Below are 19925 nucleotides of genomic sequence, written 5' to 3' on the forward strand. Positions count from 1 at the left end.
GTCTAAAAACTGAACAGGTGACTGATCCACTAGTTTAAAGGAATGAGCATCTACGATTTCACGACCATTTTGTTCAACTCTGTTAAATTCCCCTGATGGAACGATATGCGTTAGTAAAGTAGCTATGAAAAGAACACATAGTAGTAAAACAAATACGTTAATTGTTTTACTTTTACGTACCGCCAATTTTGTTTCTTTTTTACCTTCTTGTAATTGAACCAAGCGATATTCCCCCCATATATTATTTATTACATTACTCTCGGATCTTTTTTTATTTAACTAAATAGTAAAATTATTCAGTCATCTTTACTAATTAAAAAGCTTTATGATTACGATAAGGAAAATTAATAGTTTTGCTTAGAAAGAAGGAAACCATAAAAATTATTAATGCTAATAATAAAACTTTTCAATTAGTTGTAAGTGGATGATTAGTATACTATTTAACAATAAATAACACTTTTATATTTTCATCAATAATCAAAAGTTGGTTAGGGGGAAGGGACATGGATACCGTCACACTAAATAAATTGTCAGATTGGGCTATTACACATAGGCGATATTTACATCAGTATCCAGAATTATCTGGTCAAGAGTTTGAAACCTGTGAATATATAAAAAAACAGCTAAGAGAAATGGAAATTGACTTATTAGATTATCAAGCTCCAAATGTAGTTGGTTATCTAAATGGAACTAAAGGTTCAACAACCATTGCACTGAGAGCCGATATGGATGCATTGCCTATTGTCGAGGAAGGTGAAAAGAAGTATATTTCAAAGAAATATGGGATTTCTCATGCCTGTGGACACGATGGACATATGGCTATTTTGTTGGCAGTTGCAAAATGGCTATCAGAAAATAGACATAAGGTAGAAGCAAATATTGTGTTTATCTTTCAATCATCTGAAGAAATCTCTCCAAGTGGGGCAGAATTTTTGATTAAACAAGGGGTATTAGAAGATGTTAATGCCATTTTTGGAATTCATCTGTGGCAACCTCTTCAAAAAGGAAAAGTGGGGATATGCTCTGGAGCAATGATGGCGTCAGTAGATGACTTTCATATTCGTATTGAAGGTAAGGGGGGACACGGTGGTCTGCCGCATGAAACTATAGACTCTGTATACATATCTAGCTTAATTGTTAACGTTATACAATCTATCATTAGTAGACGAATTGACACTTTAGAGCCAGCAGTTATCTCAATTGGTAAGATTGAAGCTGGGGATTCATATAATATCATTCCAGCCCATGTTTCTATGTACGGAGCGATACGAACTTTATCCCATGATATAAGGTACAAGATACGTAAAGAAATGGAGAATATCGTTGAAGGAATTTGCAATAGCTTTGGTGCTAAGGGTTATTTAGATATACTTGGGGGAGTACCTCCTTTAATAAATGATGAGAAGCTAAGTCTATTTGTAGAAGATATAGTTAAAAAATTATATGGATCTGAAACTTTTGTCTCCTTAAAACCAACCATGGCCTCTGAAGACTTTTCTTATTATTTAGCTGAAAGAAAAGGAGCCTTTATTTTTGTAGGAGTTGGAGGAGAAAAAAGCAGCTATCCGCATCACCATCCTAAGTTCGATATAGATGAAGATGCATTAGAAACAGCGATAAATTTATTAATTAAAATTGCACTTAATTATAAAAATCATGTAATTTAAATAGCTTTCTAGTTTATCCTTCTATGCTTAAACTGGTATTTAATCGTTAGCTAATAACCCCTTAAATTACCTCATTAGGGAGTTATTAGCTAACAGATTCAATTTCAAATTTAAATTATATTGTAGCTTGCCATGTATCTTTTAATAAGTCACTAAAAGAGTGTATAGTAGGGCCCTCTCCTCGATCCTTTAAATAAATTAAAGAAGTCTCAATTTCTTGAGTACAATAATGTAATGGAACGAGGGTACCATTGACTAGCTCTTCTTTTATAACATTCTCCCCTAACAAAGCAACACCTGTTTGATTAAGCACAGCACGTCTAATTGTTTCATCGCTCCCCCCAAATTCTATTGTTGTTGTTGGGTTATAGTTCATCTCAGAAAAACATTGCTGAATGACAGTATCAAAACTACAACTTCCATGGTAAGAGAGAAAAGGATAATCCCTTAAAATCTCTTCTCCAGTATATTGTTTAAAGATTTCTGCAGATACTACAAGTACTGCTTTCTCTTTTCCAAGAACATATTGCTCAATATCTGGACTATTACACTCGCAAGCAATTATTCCCATATCAGCTTCATTATTAAGTACTTTTTTTATAACTTCTAAACTGTTTGCTGGAAGTAATTTTAGTTTGACTTGAGGGTGCAGCTTTATATAAGCATTTACTAAACTTGATAAATAGTGACTGCAGTAATATTCTGATGCAGCAATAGATAAAGTTCCAGATGGACCATTTAATTCCTCTAGGTCTCGTTCTAGTTCATCAACGACACGAAACAACTTATCTGTGTGAATTTGCAGTCTTTTACCTGCTGGCGTTAAAAACGTTTTTTTACCAATACGAGTAAATAGTGAATGGCCCAATTCTCCTTCTAGCACTTTAATTTGTAACGTGATAGTCGGTTGTGTATACCCTAAAATCTTAGCTGCTTTTGTCATATTTAAATGCTCGGCAACAACTTGAAAGGTTTTTAAGTTTCTAAGTTCCATTATTTTTCCTTTCACACAGGAAAATAACAAGTAAGCTGAAAAATGTAATGCATCACTAAATTTTTCTTATGGTTACTATTAAATTAATCAATTTTCTTGTTATTTTAACCTATGATAAATTTGATAAGGGCGTAAGTTAACTGGTATTTATATTAGCAAAAGATATACATGAAAGCAAAGACATTAGAATTTTATTTTTTATATAACAACCTTTAACTATATTGAACTAATTGGCTTTTTAATAGTTATGGGTGAAAGGAGAGTGTTTAGATGCAGCAGACAAAAACGGTTAGTCAAAAATTAAAACAGTTTTTTGGACTATTCATTCCCATCTTTGTGACTCAAACCTCTCTTTTTGCTATGCAATTCTTTAATACAACAATGGCAGGTCATGTAAGTTCAAAAGATTTAGCAGGAGTTGCGATTGGAGCAAGTATATGGACAGCAATTAGTACAGGTTTAGCAGGAATTCTATTGGCAGTAACCCCTACTGTCTCACAATATGTAGGAGCACGCAAGCGTAGTAATGTGGCACCTTTTATCGTGCAAGCAGTTTACTTAGCAATTACACTAGGACTCATTATTATTGGGTTAGGAGCCATTAGCATACCTTTCATTTTAGATTCGATGAATCTAGAAGCAGAAGTATATGAAGTCGCTTATAAATTTTTAGTAATGATCTCTATAGGCGTTATTCCCTTGTTTATTTATACGGTTCTTAGATGTTTTATGGATGCTTTAGGGCAGACAAAAATAACAATGATGATTACCCTGTGCTCTATCCCTATTAATTTATTTTTAAATTATTGTCTTATGTTTGGTAATCTGGGGTTTCCAAAGCTAGGAGGGTATGGTGCAGCTATTTCATCGTCTTTAACTTATTGGTGTATGCTAGCTATTTCTATTTTAGTTATTTCTAAAATTCCTCGATTTGCGGTATATAAAGTGTTTAAAAAATTCTTACCGTTCCATTTTAGAACGTGGAAACAAATCTTAAAAATAGGTATACCTATTGGCTTTTCTATTTTTTTCGAATCAAGTGTTTTCTCAGCAGTCACTATTCTAATGAGTCAATTTGATACGAATACAATTGCTGCTCATCAGATTGCAAATAATTTTCAAGCTTTACTTTATATGACTCCTTATAGTATTGCATTAGCTTTAACTATTTCAGTGGGGTTTGAAGCTGGAGCAAAGCGCTTTAAAGAAGCGCGTACGTATAGCTTTATAGGGATAGGAGCTGCCCTTATCTTTGCGGTTCTTTATATTACAGTTATAGTCATTTGGAATCACTCTATCGTCAGCATTTATACATCTGACACGAATATCAAAAAAGTGGCTGAAGGTTTTCTACTCTTTGCTGCTTTATTTCAATTGTCTGATGCTATTGCGACCCCAGTTCAAGGAGCTTTAAGGGGATATAAAGACGTTAATATTTCCTTTATAAGTACGTTACTAGCTTATTGGGGTATTGGTCTACCATTTGGATATATATTAGCTAATTATACGTCTATAGGAGCTTCTGGTTATTGGATCGGATTAATTTCTGGCTTAGCTTGTGCAGCTATTTTTCTATTATGGCGCTTATTTTATTTACAACGATTACATTTCAATACTGTTAAGGAAAAAAATCTATATTTGGAAGAGCAACCATAATTTTTAATCTCAAAAAGGCTCGCGAATATTTTATTAATGTTCGTGAGCCTTTTTTATTAAGACTCTTTTTAAAAATATATGACTAAATTTTTCTTATGGATACCATAGAATATCTTAATTTTTCCCGTCTTTTAAGCTGTGATAAATTTAAAAAGAACTCAGTATAACGTTGTTTTAAATAAACAAAAGGTTAAGGGAGGAATAAATGTGTTCCCATTTAGAATTTTAAATCAAGAACAAATTCAGGACTTATTAGATATGAGAACAACAATAGGTCTCGTAGAAAAAGCATATAAACTAAAGGCCGAAGAAGATGCTTCTTTATTTCCAATGGTCTTTCACGAATTTGAGCCAGGAAAAGCAGATATGGATATTAAATCTGGGGAATTAACAGGAGCTAATATTTTTGGATTAAAACTAGTTTCTTGGTTTGGAGATAACCCTTCTAAAAGTTTACCTGCAGTTGTAGGAACAGTTTTAGTACTTGATAGCCGTACTGGTGCACCACTCGGAATTATGAGTGGGGAACATATTACCATGATGCGCACTGGGGCTGCAGGAAGCATCGGAGCAAAATATCTAGCTAGAAAAGACTCAGAAAATCTGTTGTTGGTTGGATCAGGTCACTTAGGAGCTTTCCAAATCATCGCTACATTAATGAATATGGAAAACATCAAAAAAGTAACAGTTTATAATGCTCTTTCCTTTGACCAGGCTAACGAGTTTTGTAAATCTATAAAAGATAAATTATTAGGACTCCTTGCTCCATATAAATCTCATGATAAAGAGTTTTATGCTCAGATGCTGAAACGAATTGATATTGTCTTTGAACCAACACAAGATATTCAACAAGCTACAGAGCAAGCTGACATCATTATCACAGCTACTCCATCTCGAGCACCAATGATAAAGAAAGAGTGGGTAAAACCAGGAACACACATTTCTTGTGTAGGAGCAGATATGGAAGGAAAGCAAGAAATCGATGAGAACTTGTTTGCAAGTACACGAGTCTTTGTTGACGATATAGGTCAAGCCATTAGTGTAGGGGAGACAGAAATTCCTTATAAAAAAGGCATCATTACTGAAGATCAAATTAAAGCTGAAATAGGAAGCGTCATTTTAAATAGAGAAAATGGACGAGTATCTAATGAAGATATAACGATTTTTGATAGTACGGGAATTTCCTTACAAGATTTAATAACAGCGAACTACTTACTAGAGAAAGCTGCTGAAAAAGAAGTAGGACTTTTAACAACACTTTAAAATTCAAAAGGAGATTTTACTATGAATATTAAAACATTTGCAGTAGAGCAGTGGATGAACTTATATGAAATGGAAGCTGTATACAATATTGCAGAGACATGTGTAGAGTCAATGACAGTTAATGAACTCATTTCACTTGACGGTACAGACCCAGAAAAATTTCTAATTGAACTAGGGAAAAACCAATTAACATATGGACACATTGAAGGATCTCCAGATTTCAGAAAATTAGTGGCAGGATTATATGATTCAATTAATGCTGAAAATGTATTAGTTACTAATGGAGGAATTGGTGCAAACTTTTTAGTGCTCTATTCATTAATTCAACCAGGTGATCATGTAGTTGCTGTTCACCCAACATATCAACAATTATATGAAGTACCTGCTTCATTTGGTGCTAAGGTAGACTTATTACCTTTAAGAGAAGAAAATAACTATTTACCTGATGTAAATGAGTTAAAATCATTAGTCAATGAAAAAACAAAATTGATTATCCTTAATAATCCTAATAATCCTTCCGGTGCTATTATTGAACAAGAAATGCTCGAAGAGATTGTAGAAGTTGCACGTTCTTGTGATGCATATATTCTTTGTGACGAAGTATATCGTCGACTCCTACAAGAAGATGACTTACATGTTCCATCTATTGTTGACATTTACGAAAAAGGAATTAGCACGTCTAGTATGTCTAAAGTACTTTCGTTAGCTGGTCTACGTCTGGGATGGATTGCAGCTCCAAAAGAAGTCATCACCGATTGTTTTCATCATCGTGACTACACAACAATTAGTTGCGGCATGTTAGACGATATTTTAGCTGTTCAGGCATTAAAGAGTTATGACAAGATTTTGGATCGAAATCGTAAATTAATTAAGGAGAACTTATCTATCTTAGATGCGTGGGTGGAGAAGGAGCCGTTAATTTCATATGTTAAACCACGTGCGGGAACGACTGCGATGCTTAAATATGATTTGCCTGTGTCTTCAGAAGATTTTTGCATAGGTCTTTTTAAAGCAAATGGTGCCTTTTTAACACCTGGATCTTGTTTCGACATTGAAAGCCATGTTCGAATTGGATATGCATGTAAAACAGAAACATTACAAAAAGGTCTTGAAAAAGTATCTGAATATCTACAAACATTTAAATAATATATATCAAATTAGCTTTTAATTTGCATCTAAAGATCACCTTATTATTTATAGGGTGATCTTTAATTTACGCGTGCTAGGTAGGCGTATTTTTTGCTATACTTATTCTTTTATTGACCAAAAGTTAAGGATGAACAAAGAGATGAATTCACACGAATTCATAAGAAAAAAGCTTAATACATAAAATCATTGATTTTTCTACGCAGAGCATGTTGTGTTCCTTACTAGTCTTTGACAAACTTAAGAGTAGTACATAACAAGTTTAGTTTAGTAAAAGTAAAAACTATCTTTATCTCTAAGACAGTTTTTACTAGGGAGAAGGGAGCTATATTATATGAAAATGACAAAACTGATTGCAAACGCTTTATTATTAGTAGTAGCCGTGCTGTGGGGATCTGGATTTGTAGCAACAAAATTTGCTTTAGATGCCAATGTACCTGCAGGGTTTATTAACTTTTTTCGAGGACTAATCTTTGCTTTTTTTATATTTCTCTTTTTTTATAAGAAGATATGCAAAATGAATTTAAAAGAATTCAAAGTAGGATTAGTCGTAGGATTGCTTAATTTTGGAGGTTATATTACACAGACTGTAGGTATTAAATATACCACTCCTTCAAATAGCGCCTTTATTACAGCAGCATATGTAGTTATTGTTCCAATTATAGTCTGGGGGATTTATCGGAAGAAAATAGAGATAAAAAGTTGGATTTCTATTGCTTTTTGTTTATTTGGCATGGCCATACTTACTGGGGTAATAAACAAGGGATTAACAATAAATGTAGGTGATATTTACTCCCTTGTTTGTGCATTATTTTGTGCAGGTTGCATTGTGTATTTAAGTTACGGAGCTAAGGATGTGGATGTAAGTATCGTATCCTTTATGATGGCAATGGTACAAGCAATTGGTGGATTACTATTTTGTCTAGTCAGTGAGAGGGCGCAATTTGTTTATATTGATTGGTCTGCAGCAATTGTTCCCTTGTTATATATGGGAATAATGTGTTCATTTGCTGCTCAAACTATCCAAGTTTTAGCTCAAAAGCATACCTCTGCGACCTCTGCTGCACTAATCTTAATGCTTGAGGCTCTATTTGGAAGCGTCTTCTCAATCGCTTTTGGCTTTGAATTATTTACAGTCAAATTACTTTTGGGTGGGATCCTTGTTATGTTTTCATTAGTCATAATGGAAATCAAATTACAACCAATATGGACAAAGACACCTAGTAATTTTAAAGGATAATTGAATAGGCAACTTTACCTTCAAATTTAAATTAAGCCATAATAATATTGATGAAATAAGTTCATAGCGTATCAAGCTATATGTTTATCTTGAGCTTTGGGATGACAAACAAAAAAGACTTGCTTCATAATGAAAGCAAGTTAAAAGAAAGATGATTGATTTAACAATTCCATTATAATCCATAATGCATAGCAAAACATTAAAATATAGTTAAGATTGAATTAAAAGTAAATTAATTCATAAAAAGGATTAATTTACTTTTTCGTTCAACAACGTTAAAAAGATTCAAAGAAAATTTTGACTTTATCCCTATGGCTTTTGAAAAAGAATTAAGTGTACCTTCCGTAAAAGTATACTTTTACGGACAAAATCCAATTTCATTTGGCAAACGCTTATTTGCGTTCGTTTATGTATATAAATAATATACGAACGACTCTAATCTAACAGATGACATTTACGAACGGTTTTTGGAACAATACGAACTCTTATTATCGAAAGAAGTTTTACTTTTTACACACTTTCTAGAAAAAGCCCATATTTGTCGACACTAAGAGTAAATGATAAAAAGCAGAAGTTGTAATTTCCCTAATAAGGATGATTCTTTAGAAGAAACACCAATAGGTGACTTTATCTTTCAGTGGAGAAAGATAAAGTCACCTACAAAATTTTTCTATTCATTATTAGTTATCCTTTCAGCTTTTCATATTTAGCAATTTAGTGATTTACATGTTCCTGGTCTAACAGATCTACTACATCCTCCCGGCACTCATTGATAAATAGATAAGTAAGGTATGAAGGTAAGTCAAACCGTTCTTCCTTAATAAACGTAGAGAAAACTTGTTTATATTCGCTCAATAGTACGACCTCCTTTGTATAAGCTCCTATTTTTTATTGTTACCTAACTAGCAATCTCTTATACATACAAATTAACAAAGTATTTTGTATGATAAGCTATTTTTATCTTGTACTGGCCCCGCCTACGCCATATACAGTGACAACCCCGCTTGCTACCCAACCTAATTATCATTATAAAAGAAAACGCTTACAAATTAAACTGAAAATAACAGAATATTATGATTTCATAACGAAGTTAGGGGAATCATGAAAAATTCTTATAAATAGTTAAAAAAATTAAGTAATTAGAATGAGTCTTTATATGTCAAAGAATTGGAATAAAATCAAATTAGCTGTTCGCAAAAGTATACATGTTTATTTACCATAATGTTTTTATAGGTTTTTCTTTCATAACAAGACGGTACATTAACCAACTTTTTGAATTGTTAATAATCGAATTAAGGAAAAGGTTTTCCTTAATTCGATTATTTTATTTCTTATAAAAATCTACATAGGTTTAAAATTGAACACATCCACTGATGGTTAATCACCTATATTAAGTAAAAATATACTGTTAAATAAGGATTTATCATTTCGATTCGAAAAATGTTGACTTTGTTACAAGAAGCTAATTATAATAAAAAACATAAGGAAAACGTTTTCTTTTTTTATTTTATGTTTTTATTTCTGAATATTCTAATTAAATTCTTGAAAGGTAGTGATCAATAATGAAAAAAGTTAAAGTTGGAATCGTCGGATTAGGGAGATTGGGAAGAAAACATGCAGAAAATTTGGCATTCCGAATCCCAAATTGTGAATTACTGGCCGTTTGCAGTGTAATCAAAGAAGAGGCTGAACAGGTCCAGGAAGAATGGGGAGTTAAATACGCCTATACTAATTATGACGATATGATACAGAACAAAGAGCTAGATGCCATTCTTATTGCTTCGCCATCGGGTTTTCATTGTGAACAAATTGAAAAGGCCTTAAGTGCTAAGTTACATGTTTTTAGTGAAAAGCCTCTTGGTTTGTATTTAGAAGAAGCGTTACAGGTACAAGAAGTCGTTAACAAACATGCGGATAAGGTTTTTATGGTTGGGTTTATGCGAAGATATGACAAATCATATGCATACGCAAAAAAGCAAATTGAAGAAGGAAAAATAGGAGATCCCGTTTTGATTCGTTGCTATGGTCTTGATCCTACCAAAGCAATTGATGGGTTCATGACATTTGCTAAGAACAATTATAGTGGTGGCCTATTCTTAGATATGGCTATCCATGATTTGGATTTAGCTAGATGGTACTTAAATTCAGAAGCTAAACAAGTATGGGCTATTGGTGGGTCTTATGGCTATCCTGAAATTAAAGAATTAAATGACGCAGAGACGGGTGCTGCCTTGGTGAAATTTGAAAATGACACGATGGGTATTTTCGTTGCGGGTCGTAACTGTGCACACGGATATCATATTGAAACAGAAATCATCGGTACAAAAGGGACTTTAAGAATCGGAACAACCCCAGAAAAGAATATGGTAACTGTATTTGATGAAAATGGAGCGATAAAAGAATGTTCAGATGGATTCTTGGAACGATTTGAACAGGCATACTTAAGTGAAGTTGAAGAGTTTATCTCTTGTATTAGAGAAAATAGACAGCCCAACGTCACAGTAGAAGATGGAGTATTGTCCACTGCTTTAGGATACGCTTGCAAAGAATCATTTGAAACAGGAGAACTGGTTTCAGTGCAATCTCCTTACAAAGTTGTACCATCATCTTTATGATTTAATAGCCATGCTATCACCTATTGGGGTACTAGTATTTGTTTTCCGAAGCCCCCTCTAAATAATAGAAAATTGTTCCTCTCAATAATGTAAACGTTATCAATGATTTAGTTTTCTACTAACTTTATAAGTTCGTAAACATTACTTTTTATGTTTGATATGGGTAGGAGGAAAATGGATGTACATAGAGACAAAAGGGAAGAAACAAGACCCTAAAAGAATGGTAAGGAAAATTGCCTTTATTTCCACATTTGGTGGTCTGCTCTTTGGATATGATACTGGCGTTATAAATGGGGCATTACCGTATATGTCAGAGGCAAACCAACTTGATTTAAATCCGTTTACACAGGGACTCGTTGCTAGTTCCCTTTTATTAGGTGCAGCTTTTGGTGCATTATTTGGCGGACGTTTGTCAGATTATAACGGTCGTCGTAAAAACATCTTATATCTAGCACTGTTATTTTTTATAGCAACCCTTGGATGCACCTTTGCTCCAAATACTACGTTAATGGTCGTTTGTCGGTTCATTTTGGGAATTGCTGTAGGTGGTGCATCTGTAACTGTCCCAACTTTTCTAGCTGAAATGTCACCAGCTGAAACAAGAGGACAGATTGTTACACAAAATGAATTAATGATTGTTACAGGTCAGTTTTTAGCTTTTACGTGCAATGCAATCTTGGGCAATGTATTAGGAGATGTAGGGCATGTCTGGAGGTTCATGTTAGTTATTGCATCATTACCAGCTGTTGTTTTATGGTTTGGAATGTTAATCGTTCCAGAGAGTCCTCGTTGGCTGGCATCAAAAGGTAAAATAGGTGATGCCTTAAGAGTGCTTAAACAAATCCGGGAGGAAAATCAGGCAAATATAGAACTGAAAGAAATTAAATCGTCAGTTGACGAAGAGTCCAAATTAGAAAAGTCTAGTTTTAAAGATTTGTCTATTCCTTGGGTGCGCCGCATTTTATTTTTAGGAATTGGAATTGCTATTGTTAATCAAATTAACGGTGTGAACGCTATTATGTACTATGGAACAGAAATACTTAAGAATACAGGATGGGGAACCAAAGCAGCGTTAATTGGAAACATTGCAAATGGTGTTATTTCGGTAGTTGCGATGCTGGTTGGAATCTGGTTGCTTGGTAGAGTGAGAAGACGGCCAATGTTGATTATCGGCTTATGTGGTACTACCGCGTCTCTTTTTCTCATTGGTTTTTTCTCTTTTGTTCTCAATGGTTCCGCGGCACTTCCTTACATCGTTCTCTCTTTAACGGTTGTGTTTTTAGCTTTCATGCAAGGGGCTATAGGACCTGTAACATGGTTAACACTGGCGGAAATATTTCCGTTAAGGATGCGTGGTCTTGGTATGGGTTTTAGTGTATTTTGGATGTGGATTGTTAATTTCTTAATCAGTTTGTCGTTCCCTGTGTTACTTAGCACTATAGGCTTATCTACTACTTTTCTGGTATTTGGTGTATTAGGATTAGTAGCAATCGCATTCGTGAATAGGTATTTACCAGAAACGAAAGGAAAATCACTTGAAGAACTCGAATACTATTTTCGTTCCTATGATGATCAAGAATTAGAGAGCAAACAAGCAAGATGATTTATTAAAAATCATTCTTTAATATGTACAAAAATTATATATGGCGCATAGAAAATGGTAGACAGCTTTGTTTTAGGCAAAGCTGTCTGTTTATTAAAGGGGATAATTTATATGCTATAATAAATAAAATTAACCCATCGTAATACATACCTATTTATAAACTAAATACCTGAGTGAAAGGAGGAATTTTATGAAAATAACTATTCGCAGTGTGGCTCAAGAAGCAGGGGTTTCAATAGCAACAGTTTCAAAAGTCATCAATCATACAGGAAAAATTAGCGAAAAGACGAAAAAGAAAGTATTCATAGCAATGGAGAAACTTAATTATAAGCCTGATGCTGCTGCGGCTTCTTTAAGAGGGAAGCGAACAAAATTGATCGGCTTGCTTGTTCCAGATATATCTAATCCTTTTTATTCAGAAATAGCGAGAAGTATTGAAGATCGCAGTCATGAAATAGGATTAAACGTTATGATGTGCAATACAGATAATGATGTAAAAAAGGAAAAGACATACCTATCTTTGTTGACTAGTCAACGAGTAGATGGCGTAGTGGTAGCCTCAGCTTTTAGAAGTACGCATTTACTTGAAGAGATGATAAATAAGGGAGTACCTAGTGTCTTAATAGCTTCGGAAATACCCAGTTTGTCTATGAATACCGTAACAGTTGATGATTATAAAGGTGGATACTTAGCTACTTCATATTTATTATCTTTAGGACATAAGAAAATTGGGATTATTTCAGAAGATGTGCGAAGTAATACACCACGTTTAGCAGCATACAAAGATACAATTCAAGAAGCAAAACTTCCTATAAGAGATGAATACATAATAAAAACAGAAGCTACCATCCAAAAAGGATATGAGAGTGCTAAGAAGCTTCTTTCATTGGACGACAAACCTACTGCTATCTTTGCTTGTAATGACTTATTAGCAGCTGGCGTCATACAGGCAGCCAAAGAAGCAAATCTAAACCTTCCAGAGGATTTATCAATTGTGGGATTTGATAATACTGTGCTATCTACTACCACTTCTCCCATGCTTACCACGGTTTCTCAACCTATAAAAGAGATGGGGGCGAAAGTAGTTGATTTATTACTTCAAGAAATGGAGGATTCTAAGCCTTATAAAGAACGCTTACTTCTATCTCCTGAACTAGTTATTAGACAATCAACAGCTTGTTTTTAGTCAAAATACTTTTCTAATTTTCTAGGTACCAAAAACAAACTTAAACCGTATACTACCTTCTTTAATTAAACAAACTAATAAAAATTTAGTCCTCTATGGTCGTAAGGAGGGACGAATTAAAACATGTTAAAGATGTTTTAATTTGTTTTCTATGCAGTTGGTGGAGTGATCTTGTTAACAATTTTATTTTATTCTTTATATACTGACTTTTATGGATAATATTTCATATAATGAGCAAACTACTCAGGATGTTTCCGGGTATCACCTGATAAGTAGTGATACGTATAGCAGAAAAAACTCCCGACCGCCTGTGGAGTTTTTTCTGCTTTTTAAGCTGTATACTCTATACAAAGTTAGTTAACATAATACCCCTTCTAGGTAGAAATAAAAAAGGACTTTAAACTTAAAGTCCTTTTTTATTTTTCATTAATCTAATTCCAAAACTAAATGATATTATCCCCGATATCTTTTTTAAAACATCAATGTGTCGAATTGATCGCCTCGCGGCTGACTAAGACACGGCGGATAAAGAACGCTATGACCAAGCCAATCAGTGCTATGATCATCGTGAATAAGAACACGTTTTGTGATCCAGCCGTCATCGCATTTGCAATTTCAGTCTGTTTGGTCGGAGTGGAGGAGCCGTGCAAGTATTTCTCCATACCGCCCGTAAGGATACTGATTGCGATTGCTGTTCCAATCGCGCCCACGACCTGCTGCAGAGTGTTCATGACTGCTGTGCCGTGCGGGTATAACTCCGGTGGCAATTGATTTAGCCCGTTCGTTTGAGCAGGCATCCATATCATGCCTACCCCAATCATGAGCCCGATATGCAAAGCCACGATAAAGGCCACTGAAGAAGCAGGAGATAGGGTCGTAAAGAACCATAACATGACTGCAACGATTACGAGGCCAGGAATAACGAGCCATTTCGGCCCATATTTATCGAACAAGCGTCCCATACGAGGGGAGAGGATACCGTTTAGTGCGCTGCCCGGTAAAAGCATGAGTCCTGCAGTGAACACAGACAGTTCTGCACCCGTCTGCAGAAACATCGGCAAGATAATCATGACCGACATCATGATCAACATACACGACAGTATCAGGAGCAGCCCAACAACGTACATTGGGTACTTGAAAACGCTCAGATTCATCATTGGATCGCTCATAACGTTCTGTCGTAGTATGAACAGCACCAGTGCGGCGAGCCCAATAACGATGGAAGTGACCACAACTGCGCTACCCCAGCCTTCAGATCCTTCGCCTGCCTTACTGAAGCCGAAGACTACTCCTCCAAAACCGATCGTTGACAATGCGACAGATAACAGATCTATTCGTGGCTTCGTGACATCGGTGACATTTTCCAAGTATTTCAGCCCTACCAACAACCCAATAACCAGGAACGGCAGCGAGAACCAGAAGATATAATGCCATGTTAAATACTCAATTAATAGACCGCCAATGGTCGGGCCGGTTGCTGGTGCAAACATGATAACAAGTCCAACGAAGCCCATAGCCGTCCCCCGCTTTTCCGGCGGGTATATGACAAGAATCGTATTGAACATGAGAGGTAGTAATAACCCCATGCCTGCCGCCTGTAAAACTCGAGCGACCATCAACATTTCAAAATTAAAAGCGAGCGCAGCAATGAGTGTACCTAGAATTAAGCTTGCGAGCGAACCTGTGAACAGCTGTCTCGTTGTAAACCTCTGCAGTAGTAGCCCACTCATCGGCATTAAAACGCCAAGAGTCAGCAAGAACCCGGTTGTTAACCACTGTGCGGTTGCGGCTGAAATTTGGAACACCTCCATTAAATTAGTCATTGCTATGTTTAGCGCAGTCTCGCTAAACATGCCGACAAAGCCGCAGATAAGCAGCGATGCCAAGATGGCACGCGTATTGTATTGCTTCATCATATATCTATATCTCCTTGTAAATCAATTTAATTAATAATAGTTTATTTTTTACAAATCCTTGTTTGTTTAAATGCTCAAGACCGTTATTCCTCCATTATCTATAAAGTATTGTTATTAATAACTTTGCTATGTTAGTATATTTAGGTATCTTAAATTAAACAAGTACTATTATTTTTAAAACATACTATTAAAAATAATACTAATGAGGTTTTATAGGCTTTTAAGGGCATAATATATATTTTTGGAGGAGGAAATATGAATCATAGCAAGAAGTATTCGTCTGATTGTGGACTAAACAGAGTACAAAAATTAATTGGTGGTAAATGGAAATTGTCGCTTTTATGGTATATTTCCGAAGAAACAAGAAGATTTGGGGAGATAAAACGCGTTTTTCCAGATATTACACAATCGATGCTAACGAAGCAACTCAGAGAATTAGAAAGTGATAGACTATTACATCGTGAAGTTTATAAAGAGGTTCCACCAAGAGTAGAATATTCTTTAACAAATCTTGGCCAGCAGTTTGTGCCAATCCTTCATAGTATGTCTGAATGGGGGGAGTGCAATTTAAAATAAGAATCGATAACTTTTATGAAAAAGGATTATTTAACAAACTAAAAAAATATTCCTTTTTATAAACGTTAAAATGGCCGGCTGGTGACCGGCTATTTTTTCCTTTCATAATATTGTTGATGGGATGGGCATTCTGTAGATCAAGTCAATGAAAGCAATGTATAGAAAATGCATCTTATATATACGCTATCATGTAAAAAATAACAAAAGAAGCTAAATCTCTCTATTTTAATGCAGAGGGGTTTAGCTTTTTTTGTGAGAATTTCTTAATGGGATAACCCTAGGTTTTCTTACGTTATTCCACTAACAGAGAGAAATAAAGCTCTTTTGAAGTTAGCAAGTATTGTCATACATCATGTCACCCATTTATGGAATTTCTTGAAAAATCATTTTCACATACTCTAGGCACCTTTAAACCCTTTTATTACCGTTAGGTACAAAAAATGGTACTAAGGCAATTAAAATTGCCCTCTTCATAAATAAGAGGAATGATTTTATTATTGTCTTTGCAAATAGTCCTAATTCAAATCGATAATCATGACAAAATTAGACGCGAATTTAATATTTAGGAAAGAAAGGGAGAATGTTAATATGAATAATACAATTGAATTACTTTCTAATCATACCTCTATTCGTTCTTTTACAGATCAACCTTTGACAGAGGAACAGCGAGATGTAATCTTTAAGGCTGCTAACCAAACTTCATCTTTTAGTCTTCTACAGGCCGTTTCTATCATTAGGGTGTCAAATCCAGATCTTCGAAAACGAGTGATGAAACTCTCTGTCAATCAACCGTATATTGAAGAAGCAGCAGAGTTTTGGATTTTTTGTGCAGATTTTAACCGCAATCATCAAATAGCTTCCACAGTAGACCTAGACTATATTGAATACCTTTTGATAGGTTCATTTGATGCTGGACTCATGGCTCAAAATGCCTTAACGGCGGCTGAATCAATGGGACTCGGTGGTGTCTATATCGGTGGAGTAAGAGCTAATATTGCAGAATTAACCGAGGTATTAAATTTGCCAAAGTATGTGGTTCCTCTAGTAGGTCTATGCATAGGCCATCCTGCAGGAGAGAAACCTGGACTAAAACCACGTTTGCCTCAATCAATGGTCATGTTTAACAATCAGTATCAATCACTGGATGAAGAAAAATTAGAAATGTATGACCAACAGATGCGTGAGTATTATCAGGATCGCCCTGTTAAAGCTCCTTTCACAGTAAAGAAAGTCAAGGGATGGAAAGATCATATTGAGGATCATCTTGAAAGAAGTAAACTGCCTTTTATGCTTGATTATTTAAACAAACAAGGGTTTGCTAAAAAATAAACTTTCGCAATTTATGTAAAATAAACTAGGTTTCGAATTATTAATTCCTTTTCAATGGTATCTGAATTAGAACTGGCTCACATTAAAGTAATGGATTCTTACACAAATAGAAGTAGTGTTCCTTAAAACAATAATTAAGCGAAAACAAAGAGCGTAAGCCCTATGAATGACAAAGGGTTTGCGCTCTTTGTTTTAACACTTTTTTATCTAAGTTAGAACTTTTGCTTATTATTTTACTCAGGTTTCTCCCCGAATTTTTTGCCGAAGTTCTCCATCATATCAAGTATAGGAATAAATTCACGCCCTTTAGTTGTTAAGGAATATTCTACACGTGGAGGTACCTCAGGAAAAACCTCTCGTTGAATTAGTCCATCTGTTTCTAGTTCTCTTAACTGTTTTGTCAGAGAACCTTGCGAAATATCCCATAAAAAAGCTTTAATTTCACTATAACGACGTTCTTTGGTTTTTAAAAACCAAAGAATAATATACTTCCAACGTCCTGAAAGGATATTTTGGGTATAGGCAATACCATATACTTCTCTTTGGTCTCTTATACATTCTTTGTCGAATCCATCCTTGCATATTCTTGACACCTTTTCACCTGCTTTCTACTGTTAGGTACAAAAAAATGTACTACGGCAATTTTTATTGCCTACTTTAAAAAAGTGAGAAATGATTTTATTCTAGTATATGTAACCAAAATACTCAATAAGCTTTTAATTTCTAATGAATATATGCTTAAGGTTTGATAGACATATAATTGTGCAACCTTAAGCAGAATAATTCTTTTATATACAAATTCTTGAGGAGGAATCATAATGAGATTTGGAATTATAGGTGCCGGATCAATTGGATCAATTATTTCTAAAAAATTAGTTGAGAATGACCATGATGTCAAAATTGCAGATGCAAGGGGAATGGAACATTTAAAAGGAAAAGAGCTTGCTGGAACGCCCGTGCGTGTAGAGGACGCAATTAAAAATATTGAAGTTCTTATAATATCTCTTCCTACAAAAGCGATACCAAGCATTCGGGACATTATCAATCAAGTTGAGGAGGAAGTAATCATTGTAGATACTTCAAATTATTATCCTTTTAGAGACAATAAAATTGTAGAAATTGAGAACGGAATGGTTGAAAGTGTTTGGGTTTCAAATCAATTAGGTAGACCGGTCATTAAAGCTTTCAACAACTTATTAGCCTATACTTTAGAAAATGAAGGCACATCCGAAGATTCTAGTGGACGAATTGCAATGGCAGTTGCTGGTAATGACTCATCACAAAAACAAGTAGTCATGGACGTAGTATATGAGCTAGGATTTGATACGGTGGACAGTGGTTCTTTAAGTGACTCTTGGAGACAACAGCCAGGAACTCCTGCTTACTGCACAAAGCTAACAAAAGATGAACTCACGAAAGCGTTGAAAAAGGCAAATAAAGAAAAAGCACCCTTACTACGCGACAACGTGATAGAAAAGTTTGCGGAAGAAAAGGATGTTGAATTTTCACATAAGGATGTTGTGAATCTAAACAGAGAAATATATAATTCATAAAAACAAAAGGTGCACTCAGTTAGAGCGCACCTTTTATTGTATAAGACATATCATAATCATTTACCTTCTGGAAAATATCTATTTAAATTAATTTTATATCTAGTAAGTATCCAAAGGGGGAAGAAAGAAATGTTTTTTGGCATTTTATTTACGATTCTATGGGCGTCTGGAGCAGTGTCTGTTAAATTTGGTCTTTTGTCGGCCCCTCCATTAATAATGGGAACTATTCGTTTTCTTTTAGCTGGTAGCTTATTGTTAGTATATATTTATTTGTTTAGGAAAGGTAAATACCGCATGCCCCAGAAACATGAGTGGAAACCACTAATACTATTAGGTTTATTTAATACTTCTTTGTACCTTGGTTGTGGTTTTTGGGCACTAAAAACCGTATCATCTGGTTTTTTTAATTTAGCAGTCGTTATTAATCCTTTTCTTGTTGCCATTCTGTCCTCAGTTTTCATGAATCGTTTCATTCAAAAGAAAGAGTGGATAGGGATGCTTATTTCGGCTATTGGCTTAGTAATTGCTACATATCCTTTATTGAAAGATGGACATTCTACATTAAGTGGAATAATCTTACTACTAATTGGCATGATCTCTATGGCCATTGGCAGTGTTTATTTTCAAAAACAGAAATTGCAACTGCCCAGCTTAGTAATTAATGCCTGGCAGGTTTTATTTGGTGGAATTATTTTAATTATACCTTCTATGCTTTTAGAATTAGATGAACCTGTCGTATTTGATATGAATCTGATTCTATATCTAGTGTGGTCCGTTTTAGGTGTTTCAATCTTTGCCATGATCCTCTGGTTTTATTTACTTAAACAAGATGCCCTTAAAGCCAATATCTGGCTATTTCTAACACCTATTGCAGGTTACCTTTTAGCCTCTATCTTATTAGGTGAAAAGATTACAATATATGATGCTATTGCTTCCCTGTTTGTCTTTACTGGATTATATTTATCAGGCAATTTACGGTTAAATAAATTACCTAAACCTCCATTAGAGAAAAAAGTGGAAGCTTAGCATAGCAAAATTAATAATTTAATTAAAAAAGCTTTTAAGAAGTATATCTCTTAAAAGCTTTTTTAATTTTGATAAATTTCCATTATGTTAATTAGACTTGTTATATCGTATACACAGTAACTTTGATGTTAGATTCTACTATATCAATCTTTGTT

Annotated in this window: 16 protein-coding genes and 1 pseudogene; 12 read left to right on the forward strand and 5 right to left on the reverse strand. The window is 34.6% G+C overall.

Translation table 11 applies throughout. The annotated features are described in order from the left end of the window. A pseudogene (locus tag POF52_RS26540) lies at positions 1-222 on the reverse strand (YfcC family protein); the annotation flags it as partial. A 281-nt stretch (positions 223-503) separates the two neighbouring features. On the opposite strand from POF52_RS26540, the gene POF52_RS26545 reads away from it, so the two are divergent. After that, positions 504-1667 (forward strand): M20 metallopeptidase family protein, encoded by a 1164-nt coding sequence (locus tag POF52_RS26545; RefSeq protein WP_271996467.1) that lies wholly within the window; start codon positions 504-506, stop codon positions 1665-1667. A gap of 115 nt (positions 1668-1782) precedes the next feature. Here the strand turns inward: POF52_RS26545 and POF52_RS26550 are convergent, their stop codons facing one another. Continuing rightward, positions 1783-2661, reverse strand: coding sequence for a LysR family transcriptional regulator (locus tag POF52_RS26550; protein WP_271996469.1), 879 nt, complete (start codon positions 2659-2661; stop codon positions 1783-1785). Positions 2662-2931: 270 nt separating this feature from the next. Here POF52_RS26550 and POF52_RS26555 point away from each other — a divergent pair, with 270 nt between their 5' ends. The 4 genes from POF52_RS26555 (at position 2932) to POF52_RS26570 (ending at position 7966) form a co-directional block, all read left to right on the forward strand. Continuing rightward, positions 2932-4317, forward strand: a complete 1386-nt coding sequence (locus POF52_RS26555; protein ID WP_271996472.1) for an MATE family efflux transporter — start codon at positions 2932-2934, stop codon at positions 4315-4317. A gap of 207 nt (positions 4318-4524) precedes the next feature. Further along, entirely contained in the window at positions 4525-5580 is a 1056-nt protein-coding gene (locus POF52_RS26560; protein ID WP_271996474.1) for an ornithine cyclodeaminase family protein, read from the forward strand. A gap of 21 nt (positions 5581-5601) precedes the next feature. Next, positions 5602-6726, forward strand: coding sequence for an aminotransferase (locus POF52_RS26565; protein ID WP_271996478.1), 1125 nt, complete (start codon positions 5602-5604; stop codon positions 6724-6726). Positions 6727-7060: 334 nt separating this feature from the next. Continuing rightward, the gene (locus POF52_RS26570) at positions 7061-7966 is read left to right on the forward strand and encodes a DMT family transporter (protein WP_271996481.1); all 906 of its coding nucleotides are present in this window, start codon (positions 7061-7063) and stop codon (positions 7964-7966) included. A 714-nt stretch (positions 7967-8680) separates the two neighbouring features. Here POF52_RS26570 and POF52_RS26575 read toward each other — a convergent pair. Further along, complete coding sequence (locus POF52_RS26575; RefSeq protein WP_271996484.1) at positions 8681-8821, reverse strand: hypothetical protein; 141 nt, start codon at positions 8819-8821, stop codon at positions 8681-8683. 707 nt (positions 8822-9528) lie between these two features. Between POF52_RS26575 and POF52_RS26580 the strand changes: the two genes are divergently transcribed. The 3 genes from POF52_RS26580 (at position 9529) to POF52_RS26590 (ending at position 13370) form a co-directional block, all read left to right on the forward strand. Further along, positions 9529-10581, forward strand: a complete 1053-nt coding sequence (locus POF52_RS26580) for a Gfo/Idh/MocA family oxidoreductase (RefSeq protein ID WP_271996487.1) — start codon at positions 9529-9531, stop codon at positions 10579-10581. 178 nt (positions 10582-10759) lie between these two features. Beyond that, a complete protein-coding gene (locus tag POF52_RS26585) occupies positions 10760-12184 on the forward strand; it encodes a sugar porter family MFS transporter (RefSeq protein WP_271996490.1) in 1425 nt (474 codons plus the stop codon). Between the two features lie 190 nt (positions 12185-12374). Then, positions 12375-13370: a LacI family DNA-binding transcriptional regulator gene (locus POF52_RS26590; protein WP_271996493.1), complete on the forward strand. Its 996-nt coding sequence runs from the start codon at positions 12375-12377 to the stop codon at positions 13368-13370. A gap of 479 nt (positions 13371-13849) precedes the next feature. On the opposite strand, the gene POF52_RS26595 is transcribed toward POF52_RS26590, so the two are convergent. Beyond that, positions 13850-15286 carry a DHA2 family efflux MFS transporter permease subunit gene (locus POF52_RS26595; protein WP_442956660.1) on the reverse strand — a complete coding sequence of 479 codons (1437 nt, stop codon included), beginning with the start codon at positions 15284-15286 and terminating at the stop codon, positions 13850-13852. A 255-nt stretch (positions 15287-15541) separates the two neighbouring features. On the opposite strand from POF52_RS26595, the gene POF52_RS26600 reads away from it, so the two are divergent. Then, positions 15542-15862, forward strand: a complete 321-nt coding sequence (locus tag POF52_RS26600; protein WP_271996494.1) for a winged helix-turn-helix transcriptional regulator — start codon at positions 15542-15544, stop codon at positions 15860-15862. Between the two features lie 588 nt (positions 15863-16450). Beyond that, a complete protein-coding gene (gene nfsA / locus POF52_RS26605) occupies positions 16451-17191 on the forward strand; it encodes an oxygen-insensitive NADPH nitroreductase (RefSeq protein WP_271996497.1) in 741 nt (246 codons plus the stop codon). Between the two features lie 233 nt (positions 17192-17424). Here nfsA and POF52_RS26610 read toward each other — a convergent pair whose 3' ends face one another. Next, a complete protein-coding gene (locus POF52_RS26610) occupies positions 17425-17784 on the reverse strand; it encodes a winged helix-turn-helix transcriptional regulator (RefSeq protein ID WP_271996500.1) in 360 nt (119 codons plus the stop codon). Between the two features lie 225 nt (positions 17785-18009). Here POF52_RS26610 and POF52_RS26615 point away from each other — a divergent pair, with 225 nt between their 5' ends. Both POF52_RS26615 and POF52_RS26620 read left to right on the forward strand, forming a co-directional pair. Further along, on the forward strand, positions 18010-18744 hold the full coding sequence (locus POF52_RS26615; RefSeq protein WP_271996503.1) for an NADPH-dependent F420 reductase: 735 nt from the start codon (positions 18010-18012) through the stop codon (positions 18742-18744). A 129-nt stretch (positions 18745-18873) separates the two neighbouring features. Beyond that, on the forward strand, positions 18874-19770 hold the full coding sequence (locus tag POF52_RS26620) for a DMT family transporter (protein WP_271996505.1): 897 nt from the start codon (positions 18874-18876) through the stop codon (positions 19768-19770). The last annotated feature ends 155 nt before the right edge of the window (positions 19771-19925 follow it).

Source organism: Priestia sp. AB (assembly GCF_028369225.1).
GTDB classification, from domain to species: domain Bacteria; phylum Bacillota; class Bacilli; order Bacillales; family Bacillaceae_H; genus Priestia; species Priestia megaterium.